This window comes from Vibrio sp. Vb1755 (assembly GCF_033338635.1).
Lineage (GTDB): Bacteria > Pseudomonadota > Gammaproteobacteria > Enterobacterales > Vibrionaceae > Vibrio > Vibrio alginolyticus.
In genome coordinates this window covers 119,994-136,504 of the sequence record NZ_JAWOTA010000009.1, presented here as the reverse complement: position 1 = coordinate 136,504, position 16,511 = coordinate 119,994, and the positions used below count along the sequence as shown (strand labels likewise).

Here is a 16,511-nt window from a genome sequence, read left to right as displayed (position 1 = left end):
GCCTCCATTTTTCTGGCGGGATTATCACCAATATCCACCCCTTTGGTGGTTGATTTCTCAATGCCAGTGCTATCGTTATAAGAATGTCGAACTTTCCTTCGGCACTCAATCAATCCAATCAAAAGTGGAACAGTACAATGGGCAAAGGTACTCTCTATATCGTATCTGCACCTAGCGGCGCAGGTAAATCTAGCTTGATCTCAGCGATGTTGGAACGCAACCCAACCTACGCAATGAAAGTGTCTGTGTCTCACACCACGCGCAACATGCGACCTGGTGAAGAAAATGGTGTCCACTACCATTTTGTAGCGAAAGATGAGTTTGAAGCCCTGATCGCTAAAGGTGACTTCCTAGAATACGCAGAAGTGTTTGGTAATTATTACGGCACATCTCGTGTATGGATTGAAGAAACACTAAATAAAGGTATCGACGTTTTTCTAGATATCGACTGGCAAGGCGCACGCCAAATCCGTGAACAAATGCCAGAAGCCAAAAGCATCTTCATCCTGCCACCATCAAACGGTGAGTTAGAGCGTCGCTTGAACACTCGTGGTCAAGATAGCGATGAAGTGATCGCAAAGCGTATGGCTGAAGCCAAGTCGGAAATCTCTCATTACAACGAGTACGACTACGTGATCGTAAACGACGATTTTGATACCGCTTTGATGGATTTTAAAGCTATCTTGCGTGCTGAAAGATTGAAGGAAGAAAAGCAAGCTGCTAAATATAAAGGTATGCTTGACGCGTTGTTAGCAGAGTAACTTCAAAAAAGTCACGCTGTAAAACATAAAGAATTTCCCGTTTTTTGCCCAGTGCGAAAAACACAATAAACTACCTGAGAAAGTCCACAAACGGTGGCTTGTCTAATTGCTAGTAAATAAAGTAGTTAGGTTGTATACTTTCTCGTCATTCTAAAATTTTAGTTAACTATTTGGAGTCCTCATGGCACGCGTAACTGTTCAAGACGCTGTTGAAAAAGTTGGCAACCGTTTCGACCTAGTACTGATTGCGGCTCGCCGCGCTCGTCAAATGCAAACTGGCGGTAAAGATGCACTAGTGCCAGAAGAGAACGATAAGCCAACGGTTATCGCTCTACGCGAAATCGAAGAAGGTTTAATTACTAAAGAAGTTCTAGACGCTCGTGAACGTCAAGAACAGCAAGAGCAAGAAGCGGCAGAGCTAGCGGCAGTAAGCAGCATCGCTCACAACCGTTAATTCTGACTTTAGAATTCAACAACCTCCCGGGCCTATAATTTGTATCTATTCGATAGCCTCAAAGACGTTGCCCAAGAATACCTAACAGAGCCTCAGATTGAGGCTCTGCGTCAATCTTATGTGGTAGCGAGAGATGCCCATGAAGGGCAAACCCGCTCTAGCGGTGAACCATACATCATCCACCCTGTCGCTGTGGCTCGTATCTTGGCCGAAATGCGCCTTGATATCGAAACCCTCCAAGCTGCTTTGCTGCATGACGTCATTGAAGACTGTGATGTAACTAAAGAAGATCTCGAAGAGAAATTCGGCAACACTGTCGCAGAATTGGTTGATGGTGTATCTAAACTGGACAAACTCAAATTCCGCGATAGGAAAGAGGCTCAGGCTGAGAACTTTCGTAAGATGGTTCTGGCCATGGTGCAAGATATCCGCGTCATTCTGATCAAACTGGCTGACCGCACGCACAACATGCGTACGCTTGGCGCGCTTCGACCAGATAAAAAGCGTCGTATTGCTCGTGAAACGTTAGAAATTTACGCGCCCCTCGCTCATCGTCTTGGTATTCACAATATCAAAACCGAACTCGAAGAGTTGGGCTTTGAGGCGCTATATCCCAACCGCTACCGCGTACTGAAAGAAGTGGTTAAAGCCGCACGTGGTAATCGTAAAGAGATGATCCAACGCATTCACAGCGAAATAGAAGGCCGTCTGCAAGATTTCGGCTTGAATGCTCGCGTCGTTGGTCGTGAGAAAAACCTGTTCTCTATCTACAACAAGATGAAAACCAAAGAACAGCGCTTTCACACCATCATGGATATCTATGCGTTCCGAGTCGTTGTTGATACCGCTGATACTTGTTATCGCGTTTTAGGCCAAGTACACAGCTTGTATAAGCCACGTCCTGGTCGCATGAAAGATTACATTGCGGTACCAAAGGCGAACGGCTATCAATCGCTACACACTTCCATGGTTGGTCCACACGGCGTACCTGTTGAAGTTCAGATCCGTACTGAAGATATGGATCAAATGGCGGACAAAGGTGTCGCGGCACACTGGTCTTACAAAGACAAAGGCGACAAGTCTGGCACCACTGCGCAAGTAAAAGCTCAGCGTTGGATGCAAAGCCTGTTAGAGCTACAACAAAGCGCGGGTAACTCATTCGAATTCATTGAAAACGTAAAATCCGATCTTTTCCCAGATGAGATTTACGTCTTCACACCAAAAGGTCGTATCGTTGAATTACCTTTAGGCGCAACGGCTGTCGACTTTGCCTATGCCGTACATACCGATGTAGGCAACTCTTGTGTTGGTGCTCGTGTTGATCGTAACCCTTACCCATTGAGTAAGGCATTGAAAAACGGTCAGACAGTGGAAATTATCAGTGCCCCTGGTGCGCGTCCGAATGCGGCATGGCTGAACTATGTCGTGACTTCTCGTGCCCGCACTAAGATTCGACAAGTACTGAAAACGATGCGTCGTGAAGAGTCGATTACTTTAGGTCGTCGCCTACTTAATCACGCACTTGGCCGTCACTCGATTGATTCAATTTATCCAGAAAATATCCAAGAAGTCTTGAATGATCTTCGCCTAGAAAGCATCGATGATTTATTGGCTGCTATTGGATTGGGTGAGTTGATGAGCATTGTGATCGCACGTCGTCTCCTCGGTGACACCGAAGAGCTCACGACAACAAGTTCAATCCCAACGGACTCGAAGAAGAAGCTTCCGATTCGTGGCGCAGAAGGCTTATTGCTGACGTTTGCAAATTGTTGTCATCCTATCCCAGATGATCACATTATTGCTCACGTATCGCCTGGTCGTGGTTTGGTTGTTCACCGAGAAACATGTCCGAACGTTCGTGGTTATCAGAAAGAGCCAGACCGTTATATGGCTGTCGCTTGGTCTGAAGACTACGATAAAGAGTTCATTGCTGAACTTAAAGTCGACATGCTTAACAACCAAGGTGCTCTTGCAGAACTTACCAACGTGATCTCGAAAACAGGATCAAACATTCATGGCCTTTCAACGGAAGAACGTGATGGTCGTCTATACACTGTGACTGTGCTGTTGACGACGAAAGATCGTGTCCACCTTGCTGGTATCATGCGTAAGATTAAGGCAATGCCTCAAGCAACCCGAGTCAGACGCAGAAAGAACTAACCTCTATCGCCACCTACTCTGTTAGGTGGCGATTTTTTATACCTCAATAAATATGAACCTAGAACGTTACAACCGTATTCACCAAGTCCTAAAAACTCGCCAAACTGATCTGACACTTTGTCTCGAAGAAGTACATAAGCCAAACAACGTCTCTGCTGTGATCCGCACCGCTGACGCGACAGGCTTACACAAAGTTCACGCAATTTGGCCAGACAAAATGCGTACGCTGAGCCATACCTCAGCTGGCGCGCGTAACTGGGTTGAAGTGGATACTCACGATTCGATTGAAACTGCGATTACCGAACTCAAAGCGCAAGGTATGCAGGTTTTGGTGACCAATCTTTCGGACACCGCCGTCGATTTTCGCGAGATCGACTACACCAGACCAACGGCAATCATTTTAGGCAGTGAAAAAGTTGGCGCTTCGGAGCAAGCCAAACAGCTTGCCGATCAAGACATTATTATCCCAATGGTGGGCATGGTGCAGTCACTAAACGTATCGGTTGCCAGTGCCGTAATTTTGTATGAAGCGCAACGTCAACGTGAAGCCGCAGGCATGTACGACCGAGAAGAAAGCGCTCTGCCTAAAGAGACAATCAACCGTATTCTCTTTGAACGTGGTCACCCAGTGCTGGCAAAGGTCGCGAAACGAAAAGGGCTCGTTTACCCACCACTAGATGAAGAAGGTCAAATCATCGCCGATGACGCGTGGTGGCAAGAGATGCAAAGCAAGTAACAGACTTTCGTCATCCTGAACGGCGGCGAAGGAGCGTGGTTCAGGATCTAATTCTCAAATATACAGATGCTGATAGTGTTAACTTCAGCGACATACTTGTTGGAAATAGAATCCTGATGTCGCTAAAGCTCCTCGGAATGATAGGTTATCAGTCAAATCATGACACTAACTAAAGCATGACTATTTTTTCCTGTACAAAAACACAGCTCCATGGTTAACATACTGCTATGTTAACCATTTTCTTGAGCCCTCTATGTCCGCCCAAATGTTATCTGCCGTCCCATTAACCTCCCTTTCTGGAGTTGGCGCGAAAGTCGCAGAAAAACTCGCCAAAGTTGGCTTACATAGCGTTCAAGATTTGCTGTTTCACCTTCCGTTACGCTACGAAGATCGTACTCGTATTTACCCTATTGCCAAACTGCATGCTGGCCTTTGGGCGGCAGTGCAAGGTAAGGTCATGGCAGTCGACACCATCTTCGGTAAGCGCAAAATGCTAACGGTAAAAATCAGCGACGGTAATGGCACTATCACGCTGCGCTTTTTCAACTTTACCGCAGCCATGAAGAACAATTTCACGCAAGGTAAGTTAGTACATGCTTACGGTGAAATTAAGCGCGGTGGCATGGGTTTGGAAATTGTTCATCCTGACTACAAGTTTTACGTCAGCGAGCAAAAGCCCGATGTAGAACAGAGCTTAACCCCTGTTTATCCCACCACCGATGGTTTACGCCAAATCACATTACGCAACCTTACCGAACAAGCTTTAGCCCTGCTTGATAAAACCGCAGTGCAGGAATTACTTCCAGCGGGGTTGTATGACCATCAAATCACGATGTCGCAAGCACTGCACACCATTCATCGCCCACCACCAACCATTAATTTAGATGAGTTTGACGAAGGCAAACATCCTGCCCAAATCCGCTTGATCATGGAAGAATTGCTCGCACAAAACTTATCGATGCTGGCGGTGCGTAGCAAAGGTCAGAAGGATTCAGCGCTACCTCTCGGTCCTTGTAATAAACTAAAAACGCAGCTTTTAGCCCAACTGCCTTTCTCTCCTACAAACGCTCAAACCCGAGTAGTACAAGAGATTGAAGCCGATCTAGAAAAACCGCACCCAATGATGCGATTAGTGCAAGGCGATGTTGGTTCGGGGAAAACGTTGGTTGCCGCTTTGGCCGCTGTTAGAGCCATTGAGCATGGCCATCAGGTGGCACTCATGGCGCCAACCGAACTATTGGCCGAGCAACACGCTATCAACTTCGCAAACTGGTTTGAAACCATGGGCATTCAAGTCGGTTGGTTAGCGGGCAAACTCAAAGGTAAGGCAAAGGAAGCCGAGCTGGCTCGTATTGCCAGTGGTGAAGCGCAAATGGTAGTGGGTACTCACGCGCTATTCCAAGAGCACGTTGAATTTCATCACCTTGCTTTGGTCATCATTGATGAACAGCACCGCTTCGGTGTCCACCAACGTTTAGAGCTGCGTGAGAAAGGTGCAAAACAAGGCGCTTATCCACATCAGCTCATCATGACAGCAACGCCGATTCCGCGAACGTTAGCCATGACTGCTTATGCTGACTTAGAAACGTCGGTGATTGATGAGTTACCGCCAGGTCGAACACCAATCCAGACTGTCGCGATTCCAGATACCAAACGCAATGATATCGTCGAACGTGTCCGAAATGCCTGCTTAAACGAAGGCAAGCAGGCATATTGGGTGTGTACCCTGATTGATGAGTCGGAAGTATTAGAAGCGCAAGCCGCGGCAGATACCGCAGAAGAGCTTCAACGTAAACTGCCGGACGTAAAAATTGGTCTAGTACACGGACGAATGAAGCCTGCAGAGAAACAAGCGGTGATGCAAGATTTCAAAGACAATAAACTGCATTTGCTGGTCGCAACGACAGTGATTGAAGTTGGTGTGGATGTGCCAAACTCTAGCTTGATGATCATAGAAAACCCTGAACGTCTTGGTTTGGCACAATTACACCAGTTAAGAGGTCGCGTGGGCCGAGGTTCCGTTGCTAGCCATTGTGTGCTGCTGTACCACTCTCCGCTGTCAAAAACCGCGCAAAAACGTCTCGGAGTACTACGTGAAAGTAACGATGGCTTCGTCATTGCGCAGAAAGACCTAGAAATTCGCGGCCCTGGAGAACTATTGGGTACAAAGCAGACAGGTCTTGCTGATTTCAAAATCGCAGACTTAGTTCGAGATCAACGCCTGATTCCCGAAGTTCAGCGTATTGCGCGTCATATTCATGACAATTACCCGACTAACGCAACAGCGATTATCGATCGCTGGTTGGGTGAGCGGGATATTTACTCCAAAGCGTAATGATTGAAAGCGAGCCAAATGGCTCGTTTTTTAACACGCCAAAAGCAAACGTTTGCTTTTTGAGTAAATCTCTCTATAATCGCGCACAAATTTTTAAGTGTGTTAGATCACACTCCACCAACCTGAGTTGACTCTGATTAACAGCAATCACAGGTAACGACGTCAACTCCACCCTGCTCTCCCATTCAGCGAGAACTAGGGAAATATTGCGACTAGCGAGACAAACAATGACAACTTCAAACCGATCTTCGGAACTGGTCTATCAACTCAACGATCGACCACCTTTGCCTCAAACCATTTTTGCCGCACTTCAGCACTTATTGGCGATGTTCGTCGCGGTTATCACTCCGTCACTGATCATCTGTCAGTCTTTGGGTGTACCAGCAGACCAAACGAATACCATCATCAGCATGTCTTTGTTTGCGTCAGGCGTGTCTTCGTTTATTCAAATTCGCACCGTTGGCCCAATTGGCTCTGGTTTGCTCTCTGTTCAAGGCACCAGCTTTAACTTTTTAGGTCCTATTATTGGTGCAGGCCTATCGCTGAAAGCCGGTGGAGCAGACATCAGTACCATGATGGCTGCCATTTTTGGTACGATTTTAGTCGCATCATTTGCAGAAATTTTTCTATCTCGCGTGTTGGAGCATGCCCGCCGAATCATCACTCCGCTTGTTTCAGGCATCGTCGTCACTCTTATCGGTCTCACACTGATTCAAGTCGGCTTAGTATCAATGGGCGGTGGCTACGCAGCATTAAATGAAGGAACCTTCGGCAGCTTAGACAAACTTGCTCTGGCTGGGACGGTACTTGGATTAATTGTGATTTTAAACCGCTCGAAAAACCCATACATCCGTGTGGCTTCAATCGTGATTGCGATGCTAGTGGGCTACATCATGGCGTATTTTATGGGGATGGTAGATACTTCTCAGCTAGGCGCAACCGAGATCGTAGCACTGCCCGTACCAATGCAATATGGCTTATCGTTTGACTGGTCTCTGTTCATTCCGCTGGTACTGATTTTCTTTATTACCGCACTAGAAGCCATCGGTGATATTACCGCAACATCTGAAGTGTCTGGTGAGCCAGTAAAAGGCCCAGTGTACATGAAACGCATTAAGGGCGGTGTGTTAGCAGACGGCTTAAACTCTGCAATCGCAGCCGTTTTCAACAGCTTCCCGAACTCAACGTTTAGCCAGAATAACGGCATCATCATGCTAACAGGAGTCGCGAGCCGCTACGTGGGTTACTTTATTTCTGGCATGTTAGTGATTCTTGGCTTGTTTCCTGGCGTCGCTAGCTTTGTTCAGCTGATTCCTGAGCCAGTACTTGGCGGCGCAACGATTGTCATGTTTGGTACGATTGCTGCCGCTGGTGTGCGTATTATCTCTCGTGTTGAGCTCGATCGCCGCGCAATTCTGATCATGGCCTTATCCTTCTCAATGGGACTTGGTATCGCACAAAAACCAGAGATCCTGCAATTTATGCCAGAATTTATTAAGAGTATTTTCTCAACTGGTGTTGCAGCAGGTGGCATCACAGCGATCATTTTAAATCTACTTCTGCCAGAGAAACTGGAAGACGAAGATGAACTTCCTCAGGAAGTGAAAGAGTCTTAAGATTATTGAGAATAAGAAAAGCCCAACCTATTTAGGTTGGGCTTTTTGTTTAAAGGGTGCAGGCCATCGACTTACTTGGTAGGAAAGCTGATTTGAGCGATTAAACCGCCTTCACTGCGATTACGCATCACCACAGAGCCTGAATGTTGGCTGATTATACGCTTCACAATCGCCAACCCTAGCCCAGTGCCTTCACTACCGCGAGCGGTGTCACCACGCGTAAAGGGTTCAAATAACCTCGCGATTTGAGAATGCTCGATACCCGGTCCATTGTCCTCTACTGAAATCCACACTAGCTGCTTATCTGCTGTCACACCAGTGCTGATTTTGACCCAGCCATTGCCATAACGTAGCGCATTCACAACTAAGTTACTGATCGCCCGCTTAATCGCAATCGCGCTTCCTTTGGCTGGCGGCAAGTTAAGATTAAGATCTGTTTCAATTTCAACCTCATAGCCACCTTCAGAACTGGCGACGTCACTGGCAATCGTACTGATATCAACCGCTTCAAACGATTCTTGGTTCACCGGTTTGAGATAATCCATAAACTGACTGATGATCTCATTACATTCTTCCGTATCGCTAATGATCCCCTCCGCAAGATAGCTGTCCTCAGGAGACATCATTTCTGTTGCTAGGCGAATACGCGTCAGAGGTGTTCGTAAGTCATGGCTAATCCCTGCCATTAATAAGGCTCGGTCTTCTTCTAGCTCTTGAATACCTTTCGACATTTGATTAAAGGCTCGAGTTACAGAGCGAATCTCCGATGCGCCTTTCTCTGCTAAGGGGGGCGGGATCTCACCTCGACCGACGTCTTTCGCGGCTCTCTCTAAAGCCAAAAGTGGACGGTTTTGCAAACGAATAAACAACCAACCACCTGCAATGATCAGCAGCGCCATAATCAAGCTGTTACGAAACAGCGGGGCAAAATCTTCTTCTTGCAGCTCAGATAACGGAATACGAATGATGGAGTTCGGCAACTTTTCGATGTGCATCCACAAAATGTAACTTTCATCGCCAAGCAATAAGCGCACTTCTGTGGGCGAACCCAGCTCTTGGCTCATTTCTTCAGACATCAAATCAATCGACATTGCGTGATGAAATTCAATCGCCTTATCGCTATCGAGACTATGAACCGTCACCCCTAATCTTTCTAACAATTGACGCCTTAACGGTGCATCAGACTTTAAAGGTCCTTCATCATCAAGCACCAAATTGAGCTCATGGGCGAGAATTTTATTGAACTGCTGCAAACTCGGCATCAACGCGTAGTTAAAAACGGCGTAGTAAGAGAAAACTTGGCTCGCGAGAAGCAAAGAGATGAACAGCAGAATAGATTGTGTCAGTGAACTTCGGATGCGCATGGAACGTTCCTAGTGGTCCTAATCGCGAAATTTCAGCCTTCAAAGGGAAGGTAATGAAGGCTGAAGTTGCTATAGCCAAGTGCTGGCTATGGAGTGAAGAGGTTACACCTCTTTGCCGTCTGGGACGAAAACATAACCTAGGCCCCATACGGTTTGAATGTAGCGCGGCTTGCTCGGATCGTCTTCTAACATGCGACGTAAACGTGAGATTTGTACGTCAATAGAACGTTCCATTGCAGAATATTCACGGCCACGCGCCATGTTCATCAATTTGTCTCGTGACATTGGCTCACGCGCATTCATCACGAGCGCCTTTAGGACAGCAAACTCTCCAGAGGTGAGTGGCATTGCCTCGTCACCGCGGAACATCTCGCGAGTGCCTAGATTGAGTCGGAACTCCCCGAACTCCACCACTTTTTCTTCCGTGCTTGGTGCACCCGGCAACTCTACAGTTTGGCGGCGTAATACTGCCTTGATGCGAGCCAACAATTCGCGTGGGTTAAACGGTTTTGGCAAATAATCATCCGCCCCTACCTCAAGACCCACGATGCGGTCCACTTCATCACCTTTCGCGGTGAGCATTAAGATTGGCAACATATTGTTCGCGTGGCGTAGACGACGACAAATTGACAAACCGTCTTCACCTGGCAACATTAGGTCCAGCACCATTAAGTGAAAGTTTTCGCGCGTTAGTAGGCGATCCATCTGTTCGCCATTGGCGACACTTCGTACCTGAAAACCTTGCTCAGAAAGGTAACGCTCCAATAGAGCACGTAAACGAGCATCGTCATCAACCACTAAAATTTTATGATTTTCTTGCATTGAAACATCCTTTCAGAAGCGTCTATTGTCGAAAATGTATCACTGTTTTTCCTAACGTGCTCAAGCAAATTGTTACTCTTTTTATCTTAAGCGCTTTATTCTCTCTCTAGCAGGTATTTTCAGCACCTACTATTGACCATAATTCCATTCCAGTTCACGTTTGGCCTCAAGCAGCTCTTGCTGTGCCTCAGCCAGCTTGTGACGTTTTTTCTCAATTTTGTCTGCTTTCCCTGAATGCTGAGCTTCGACTAATTCTTCCTCTCGCTCCTCAACTTCTTTAGTCTTTTCTTCCACTTCTGTTTGCAGCTCTTGGCGCAGCTCACCTTCCGAGCATTCATTCTGGATAGCGGAAAGTGCTTGCTCCAAGCCTTTAATGCGATGCTCATTACCTTGCGCTTTTGCATACTCAAGCTGCTGCTCTACCGCTAACTCTTTAGCGTCACAGCCTTTCACTTCATCTTGAGCAAAAACTGAAAGTGAGAAACCTATTGTTAGTGCAGCACTACACATGACTGCTTTGTTCATTTTACTTCTCCGAGAAAGGCACCATGCCTTTATACCAAATATTCTGACATTGAGACCCAAGTCACTCCTAGTGAACTTCATGAGACTTGAATCGGTGATAAAGCCTCAGTCTTCCGAGGCCGGTTGAGTATATTCAATTGAGTTGATGAACCACTCTTTTTCACCTTCTGGGGTGCGTACCGTGAACTCTTCATCCACTTGTTTTTTCAACATCGCTCGCGCCATAGGTGAATCGATAGAGATGTAGTCTTTCGCATCGCCATAAATCTCTTCAGGCCCGACAATACGAAACTTTTTCACTTCTCCTGCCTCATTTTCTATTTCCACCCATGCACCAAAAAAGACTTTGCCTTCTTGTTGCGGAGAATAGTCAACGATCGTGACTTCTGGCAGGAATTTACGAAGGAAGCGGACACGACGGTCGATCTGACGGAGTAAACGTTTATTGAAGGTGTAATCCGCATTTTCTGAGCGATCGCCCAGGCTCGCCGCCCAAGTGACGATCTTGGTGATTTCCGGGCGCTTTTCATTCCAAAGGTAATCATGCTCTTGTTTGAGTTTGTTGTAACCTTCTCGTGTAATCAGCTTAGTTTTCAAATTAACTCCTATCTCAACTAAAAAATGCTGCTCTTTGGCAGCATTAAGGAGATGATATACCCAAAGATCCAATGTTGTTCAGGCTTTGGGTATCAAGGTGATAAGGCGGCCAGAGTGTTACTTTTCGTAATCCGGTTTTTGCGTCACGATGTAATTCGTATCACTCGAAACAACCGCGCCATGTTTTAGGAAGTTTTTACCTAAAATCATGCTGTAATGGAAGCGACCTCGGTCCTGTAAGTTGACTCGGATCTTCTTCTCTAATTCGCCAAGCTTAACATGCATTTCAACCACAGGGCGTACGTTCGCTTTCTCGCCTTTCTTCGCTTTAATACGCATGACATCAACAACAGGCTTGGTAAACGCCTGTTTCATGCCAAGATCGTTCTCATAGGTAAAGCTCACCATGTCTTTGCCGTCTTTCTTAAACTGCTTGATGTTCTTAGCATTGATTGAGCTTACATCTGCACCCGTGTCTAACTTCACAGGGAAAGACATCCCCTCAACTTCAGCCACTTCGATATGGCCAGCTTTGAAAAGTGGCCTTGCATCTAGTAGATGGTCTGCGCGAGTGTTCAGCAACACACCACCCTTGGCTATGTCATGACCAAAGACGAAAAAGGGTTGAGTGTCACCCTCATCAAGCACATCGAGCGCAAACTTCATTGATGTGTCTTTTCTACCGAGAAGAAAGTCTCCTTCGACAACAGGGCGAACCGCGCTGCCAACCTTGAGCTTTTTCAACACTGGTTTGGTGATTTTTTCTTCTTTCCCCTCATCGTTCATTAAATAAAACGTGACGGATTCATCCTTACCTTTTTCTGTTACTTCAAACCCATTTACACGCAGTAATGGCGTTTTCACAGTAAAAGTGGGGTAAGCAGGGACGGTATAACCATCAATGGTGACCTGTTCTTCTGGTGAAACGACAAGAGGTTTTGATTTGAGTGCGCTTTTGAACGTTTTTTCTACGCCACCCAGTAGATTTTCTCTGTCCGTATCAATAACAAAGTGCTGACTCGCGACGTCCCGACCTAAGCGAATTTGCGAACTGAACTTACTGCGATCACGCAGATACACCAACCAACGTTGAGTTTCATTTTCGCCGACTTTGACGGGTAAATAGACTAAAGGGCGCTCGCTTTTGGTCGTTTTCAGCATTCGTACCAAGGGTAATGTCATTGGATGACGCTTGCCATTCTCGCCCTCTAACATAAAAGAGACTTCGTTATGCTTTTTGTCTACCTTGATGTCCAGTGCATGGACGTTGGTATAACGGCTAGAAGTTGAGATGCTGATCTTATATGGCACACCTTCGACTTCAACCGTCTCTTTTTTGCCAATCATTTTTGCGCGTGGCTGTTCTTGAAGGTAATCGTAACCAGCGAAGACCCATGCGTTATCATCGAGATAGGTTTTACCAATCAAGATAGGAGAAGAGAATTGCGTACGCTTGGTCAGGTTCACTTCCGTATCAACGGTGTGACCAGCGATTGTCATCGGCATTTTTATTGTCGGGCGTAGGATGGGCTTTTTGCTTGTTCGACTGCGAATCGCGCTCACTCTTTCCAGATCATCGGTAATCTGTATTTCCTTCCCTGTATAAGGGTGAGGAACCGTAAAGCTAACCTTTACTTGATATGGCTTAAAGCTGTCGGCGTCCCACTTTGCCTTCGTACCACCTAAGTCATCGACAATCGCCCAAAGTAACTCGTTATCTTTCAAATCTTGGTAATCTGGGTGTGAGCTACTGACATGGATATTCTCCGCATGCATCGATGTCGTATCTGCACCAGTATCAATCTTGCCAATAAATGGCACCGCTTTTAGTTCCGGAATGTCACTGTAGTAGACGCTCTCCACACGCCCTAGTACCAATTTGTTATCGAGCTGATAAACGGGAGCTTGTGTGGTTCCTGAGATAGACTGCGCCCAACTAAGCGGGGCGACAAGTAAGGCACTCGTAAGCGCTAACGCCAAAGACATTTTTTTCATCATGATTATCCGTATAAGCCGAGGTACATTTAGTGATATCAACAACCGTGGAATTAGGTTAGTCGATAACTGCGGATATAAGTTCTCAATTTAATTACAGTTTTGACATAAATCTGACTGATGTCCACCAGCGCCCGGTAAATTTTTGCCTCGTTAATTTAAAACATTGCAAATTCTTCGAACGACCCCAATGTTCTATACAACCAAAACCGAATTAAAAGAGAAAACACGGATGAGCCAAGCTATCTGTCGCATGATTGCTCAAGAACTGAATGTTCGCCCAGAGCAAGTCAACGCCGCTGTCACCCTAATTGATGATGGCAACACTGTCCCTTTTATTGCACGTTACCGCAAAGAGGTGACGGGGGGCCTTGATGATACCCAGCTTCGTACTTTGGACAGCCGTCTGTCTTACCTTCGTGAAATGGATGATCGCCGTCAAACCATCCTCAAATCAATCCAAGAGCAAGGCAAACTGACGCCAGAGCTAGAACAAGAGATCGCGCAGGCAGACAGCAAAACTCGTCTTGAAGACTTATACCTACCTTACAAACCCAAGCGTCGTACGAAAGGTCAGATCGCGATTGAGGCTGGTCTTGAGCCGCTCGCAGATCAGCTTTGGAATCACCCACAAACCGAGCCAGAAAGCGAAGCAAGCAAATACCTTGATGCAGACAAAGGCATCGCAGACACCAAAGCTGCATTGGATGGCGCTCGCGCGATCATCATGGAGCGCATCGCAGAAGACGCAAACTTACTGGAAAAAATTCGCAACCACTTAAATCGCAATGCGGAACTGGTCTCACGAGTCGTTGAAGGCAAAGAGCAAGAAGGCGAGAAGTTTAAAGATTACTTCAACCACAACGAGCCCCTAAGCAAAGTGCCATCGCACCGAGCACTGGCGATGTTGCGTGGCCGTAACGAAGGCTTCCTGACATTGGCGATGAACGCTGATCCAGAACAGGAAGAAGGCGCTCGTCAGTCTTACTGCGAAACGATTATCGCCGACCATTATGGCGTAACGCTAAGCAGCGCACCTGCGGATACCTGGTGTAAGCAAGTGATCAGCTGGGCATGGCGCATCAAAGTATCGATGCACATGGAAACCGAGCTAATGGGCGCAATGAAAGAGCGCGCTGAAATCGAAGCGATTGAAGTATTCGCCACTAACCTAAAAGACTTGTTGATGGCAGCACCGGCTGGCCCTCGTGCAACACTTGGTCTCGATCCGGGTCTGCGTACAGGTTCAAAAATCGCGGTTGTCGACTCAACAGGTAAAGTGCTTGCAACCGAAACCATCTACCCTCACCCACCACAAAAACAATACGACAAGTCAGCACAAATCGTTGAGCAGTTGGTGCGTAAGTACAACGTGGATTTGATTGCGATTGGTAACGGTACGGCTTCACGTGAAACCGACAGCTTTGTCGCAGACGTCATCAAACGTGGCAACCTGAAAGTTCAGAAGATCATAGTAAGTGAAGCGGGGGCTTCGGTTTACTCAGCGTCTGAGCTTGCAGCAAAAGAGTTCCCGAATATGGACGTATCACTGCGTGGTGCAGTGTCGATTGCACGTCGTTTGCAAGATCCATTGGCTGAACTCGTGAAAATTGATCCGAAATCTATTGGTGTGGGTCAATACCAGCACGATGTAAGCCAATCTATGTTGGCAAAACGCCTAGATGCGATTGTGGAAGACTGTGTAAATGCGGTTGGTGTTGATGTGAACACCGCTTCTGCCGCACTATTAACACGCGTAGCAGGCTTATCAAGCACCATCGCGCAGAACATTGTCGACTTCCGCGATGAAAACGGTCGCTTTGAAGCACGTACAACCTTGAAGAAAGTACCTCGTTTAGGTCCTAAGGCGTTCGAGCAGTGTGCGGGCTTCCTACGAGTCATGGATGGTAAGAACCCACTTGATGCGTCTGCGGTTCACCCAGAAGCGTACCCGGTGGTCAAAGCAATTTCTGAGAAGAACAACAAAGACATCAAAGCACTGATTGGTGATTCAAGCTTCCTTAAAGGTCTGCATGCGGTCGATTACACCGACGATAACTTCGGCGTTCCAACCATTACAGACATCATCAAAGAGTTAGACAAGCCGGGTCGTGACCCACGTCCAGAATTCAAAACGGCGACCTTTGCAGAAGGTGTAAACTCGGTATCTGACTTGGAACCGGGCATGATTCTAGAAGGTGTGGTATCAAACGTAGCCAACTTCGGTGCCTTCGTTGATATTGGCGTTCACCAAGATGGTCTCGTACACATCTCTGCACTGACAGATCGTTACGTGTCTGACCCACGTGAAGTGGTGAAAGCGGGCGACATCGTCAAAGTGAAAGTGATGGAAGTTGACGTGCAGCGTAAGCGTATTGGTCTATCGATGCGTATGAACGACGAACCGGGTCAAGACAACCGCAGCCAACGCTCATCAGCAGCGCCACGTCGTAATGACCAACCGCAGCGTCGTCAGCCTCGCCGTGATGATTCGTCATCGAACAGCGCGATGGGCGGTGCGTTTGCTGCAGCGTTTGCTAAAGCGAAAAAGTAACCTTACCTAGGCTTCACCGCTAACGAGCTTTCATAACTAAAAAGAAAACGCTCCAATCAGTCAACCTGCTTGGAGCGTTTTTGTTTGAGTAGGATATTGAGTCGTCATAATACTGCTATCACTTCTGACGGGGTATGGGGAGCGACTGCATGACCATAATGAAACTTGATCACCTTCCTGCGCTTTTCCATTAATCCTTCATTGATCGCAGCATCCAAAATGCGCTTTGGTAAGCGAAAGCGGATCGCGTAGCCTTTCCCCTGGTCTTCACTATACGATTTGAGCGCAAGCAAACTAAAAAGCCGTTCTAGTGTATCTTCCGGCTCTTCTTGATAACGCGTGTCGACTTCCGTTTCCATATCATAATCAGGATGCTCTGAAGGATCCCAAGAAGACTGACGTCGGCGCTTGTCGTCACCTTTTACTTTTCGCTCTGCATTGGTTTTGGCCAATGCGACCGTTGGCGTTACAGGCTCTCGGACTTTATTGTCGCGAGCTGCTTGTTCCGTCTGCACATTCACGGATGGGGCGATCAGTGGCACACTTACGTTGGTCGGTGACACAATCATTGCGAACCCTCCTCAGAGTCGCC

At 47.0% G+C, this 16,511-nt stretch carries 13 protein-coding genes; 7 read left to right on the top strand and 6 right to left on the bottom strand.

Translation table 11 applies throughout. The features are described from left to right. The first annotated feature begins 137 nt into the window (after positions 1-137). The 6 genes from gmk (at position 138) to R7E00_RS10845 (ending at position 8,062) form a co-directional block, all read left to right on the top strand. Entirely contained in the window at positions 138-761 is a 624-nt protein-coding gene (gmk, locus tag R7E00_RS10870; RefSeq protein WP_005379347.1) for a guanylate kinase, read from the top strand. A gap of 181 nt (positions 762-942) precedes the next feature. Continuing rightward, positions 943-1,215 carry a DNA-directed RNA polymerase subunit omega gene (rpoZ, locus tag R7E00_RS10865; RefSeq protein WP_005379346.1) on the top strand — a complete coding sequence of 91 codons (273 nt, stop codon included), beginning with the start codon at positions 943-945 and terminating at the stop codon, positions 1,213-1,215. A gap of 39 nt (positions 1,216-1,254) precedes the next feature. Continuing rightward, positions 1,255-3,375 carry a bifunctional GTP diphosphokinase/guanosine-3',5'-bis pyrophosphate 3'-pyrophosphohydrolase gene (gene spoT, locus R7E00_RS10860; RefSeq protein WP_005379340.1) on the top strand — a complete coding sequence of 707 codons (2,121 nt, stop codon included), beginning with the start codon at positions 1,255-1,257 and terminating at the stop codon, positions 3,373-3,375. A gap of 52 nt (positions 3,376-3,427) precedes the next feature. After that, positions 3,428-4,111, top strand: a complete 684-nt coding sequence (gene trmH / locus R7E00_RS10855) for a tRNA (guanosine(18)-2'-O)-methyltransferase TrmH (protein ID WP_017635001.1) — start codon at positions 3,428-3,430, stop codon at positions 4,109-4,111. A gap of 253 nt (positions 4,112-4,364) precedes the next feature. Beyond that, a complete protein-coding gene (gene recG / locus R7E00_RS10850) occupies positions 4,365-6,446 on the top strand; it encodes an ATP-dependent DNA helicase RecG (protein ID WP_258671890.1) in 2,082 nt (693 codons plus the stop codon). Between the two features lie 227 nt (positions 6,447-6,673). Then, positions 6,674-8,062 (top strand): uracil-xanthine permease family protein, encoded by a 1,389-nt coding sequence (locus R7E00_RS10845; protein WP_005379335.1) that lies wholly within the window; start codon positions 6,674-6,676, stop codon positions 8,060-8,062. 71 nt (positions 8,063-8,133) lie between these two features. On the opposite strand, the gene envZ is transcribed toward R7E00_RS10845, so the two are convergent. The 5 genes from envZ to R7E00_RS10820 form a co-directional block, all read right to left on the bottom strand. Further along, entirely contained in the window at positions 8,134-9,426 is a 1,293-nt protein-coding gene (envZ, locus tag R7E00_RS10840; protein ID WP_017820700.1) for a two-component system sensor histidine kinase EnvZ, read from the bottom strand. A 102-nt stretch (positions 9,427-9,528) separates the two neighbouring features. Next, positions 9,529-10,248 carry a two-component system response regulator OmpR gene (gene ompR, locus R7E00_RS10835; RefSeq protein WP_005379333.1) on the bottom strand — a complete coding sequence of 240 codons (720 nt, stop codon included), beginning with the start codon at positions 10,246-10,248 and terminating at the stop codon, positions 9,529-9,531. Positions 10,249-10,377: 129 nt separating this feature from the next. Further along, on the bottom strand, positions 10,378-10,773 hold the full coding sequence (locus tag R7E00_RS10830) for a DUF1090 domain-containing protein (RefSeq protein WP_005379332.1): 396 nt from the start codon (positions 10,771-10,773) through the stop codon (positions 10,378-10,380). A gap of 105 nt (positions 10,774-10,878) precedes the next feature. Next, a complete protein-coding gene (greB, locus tag R7E00_RS10825; protein WP_005379321.1) occupies positions 10,879-11,370 on the bottom strand; it encodes a transcription elongation factor GreB in 492 nt (163 codons plus the stop codon). Positions 11,371-11,487: 117 nt separating this feature from the next. Then, complete coding sequence (locus R7E00_RS10820) at positions 11,488-13,368, bottom strand: ATP-dependent zinc protease (protein ID WP_086013892.1); 1,881 nt, start codon at positions 13,366-13,368, stop codon at positions 11,488-11,490. A gap of 229 nt (positions 13,369-13,597) precedes the next feature. Between R7E00_RS10820 and R7E00_RS10815 the strand changes: the two genes are divergently transcribed. Further along, positions 13,598-15,919 carry a Tex family protein gene (locus tag R7E00_RS10815; protein WP_258645030.1) on the top strand — a complete coding sequence of 774 codons (2,322 nt, stop codon included), beginning with the start codon at positions 13,598-13,600 and terminating at the stop codon, positions 15,917-15,919. 104 nt (positions 15,920-16,023) lie between these two features. Here the strand turns inward: R7E00_RS10815 and R7E00_RS10810 are convergent, their stop codons facing one another. After that, positions 16,024-16,488, bottom strand: coding sequence for a hypothetical protein (locus R7E00_RS10810; protein WP_005379316.1), 465 nt, complete (start codon positions 16,486-16,488; stop codon positions 16,024-16,026). Positions 16,489-16,511 lie beyond the last annotated feature (23 nt).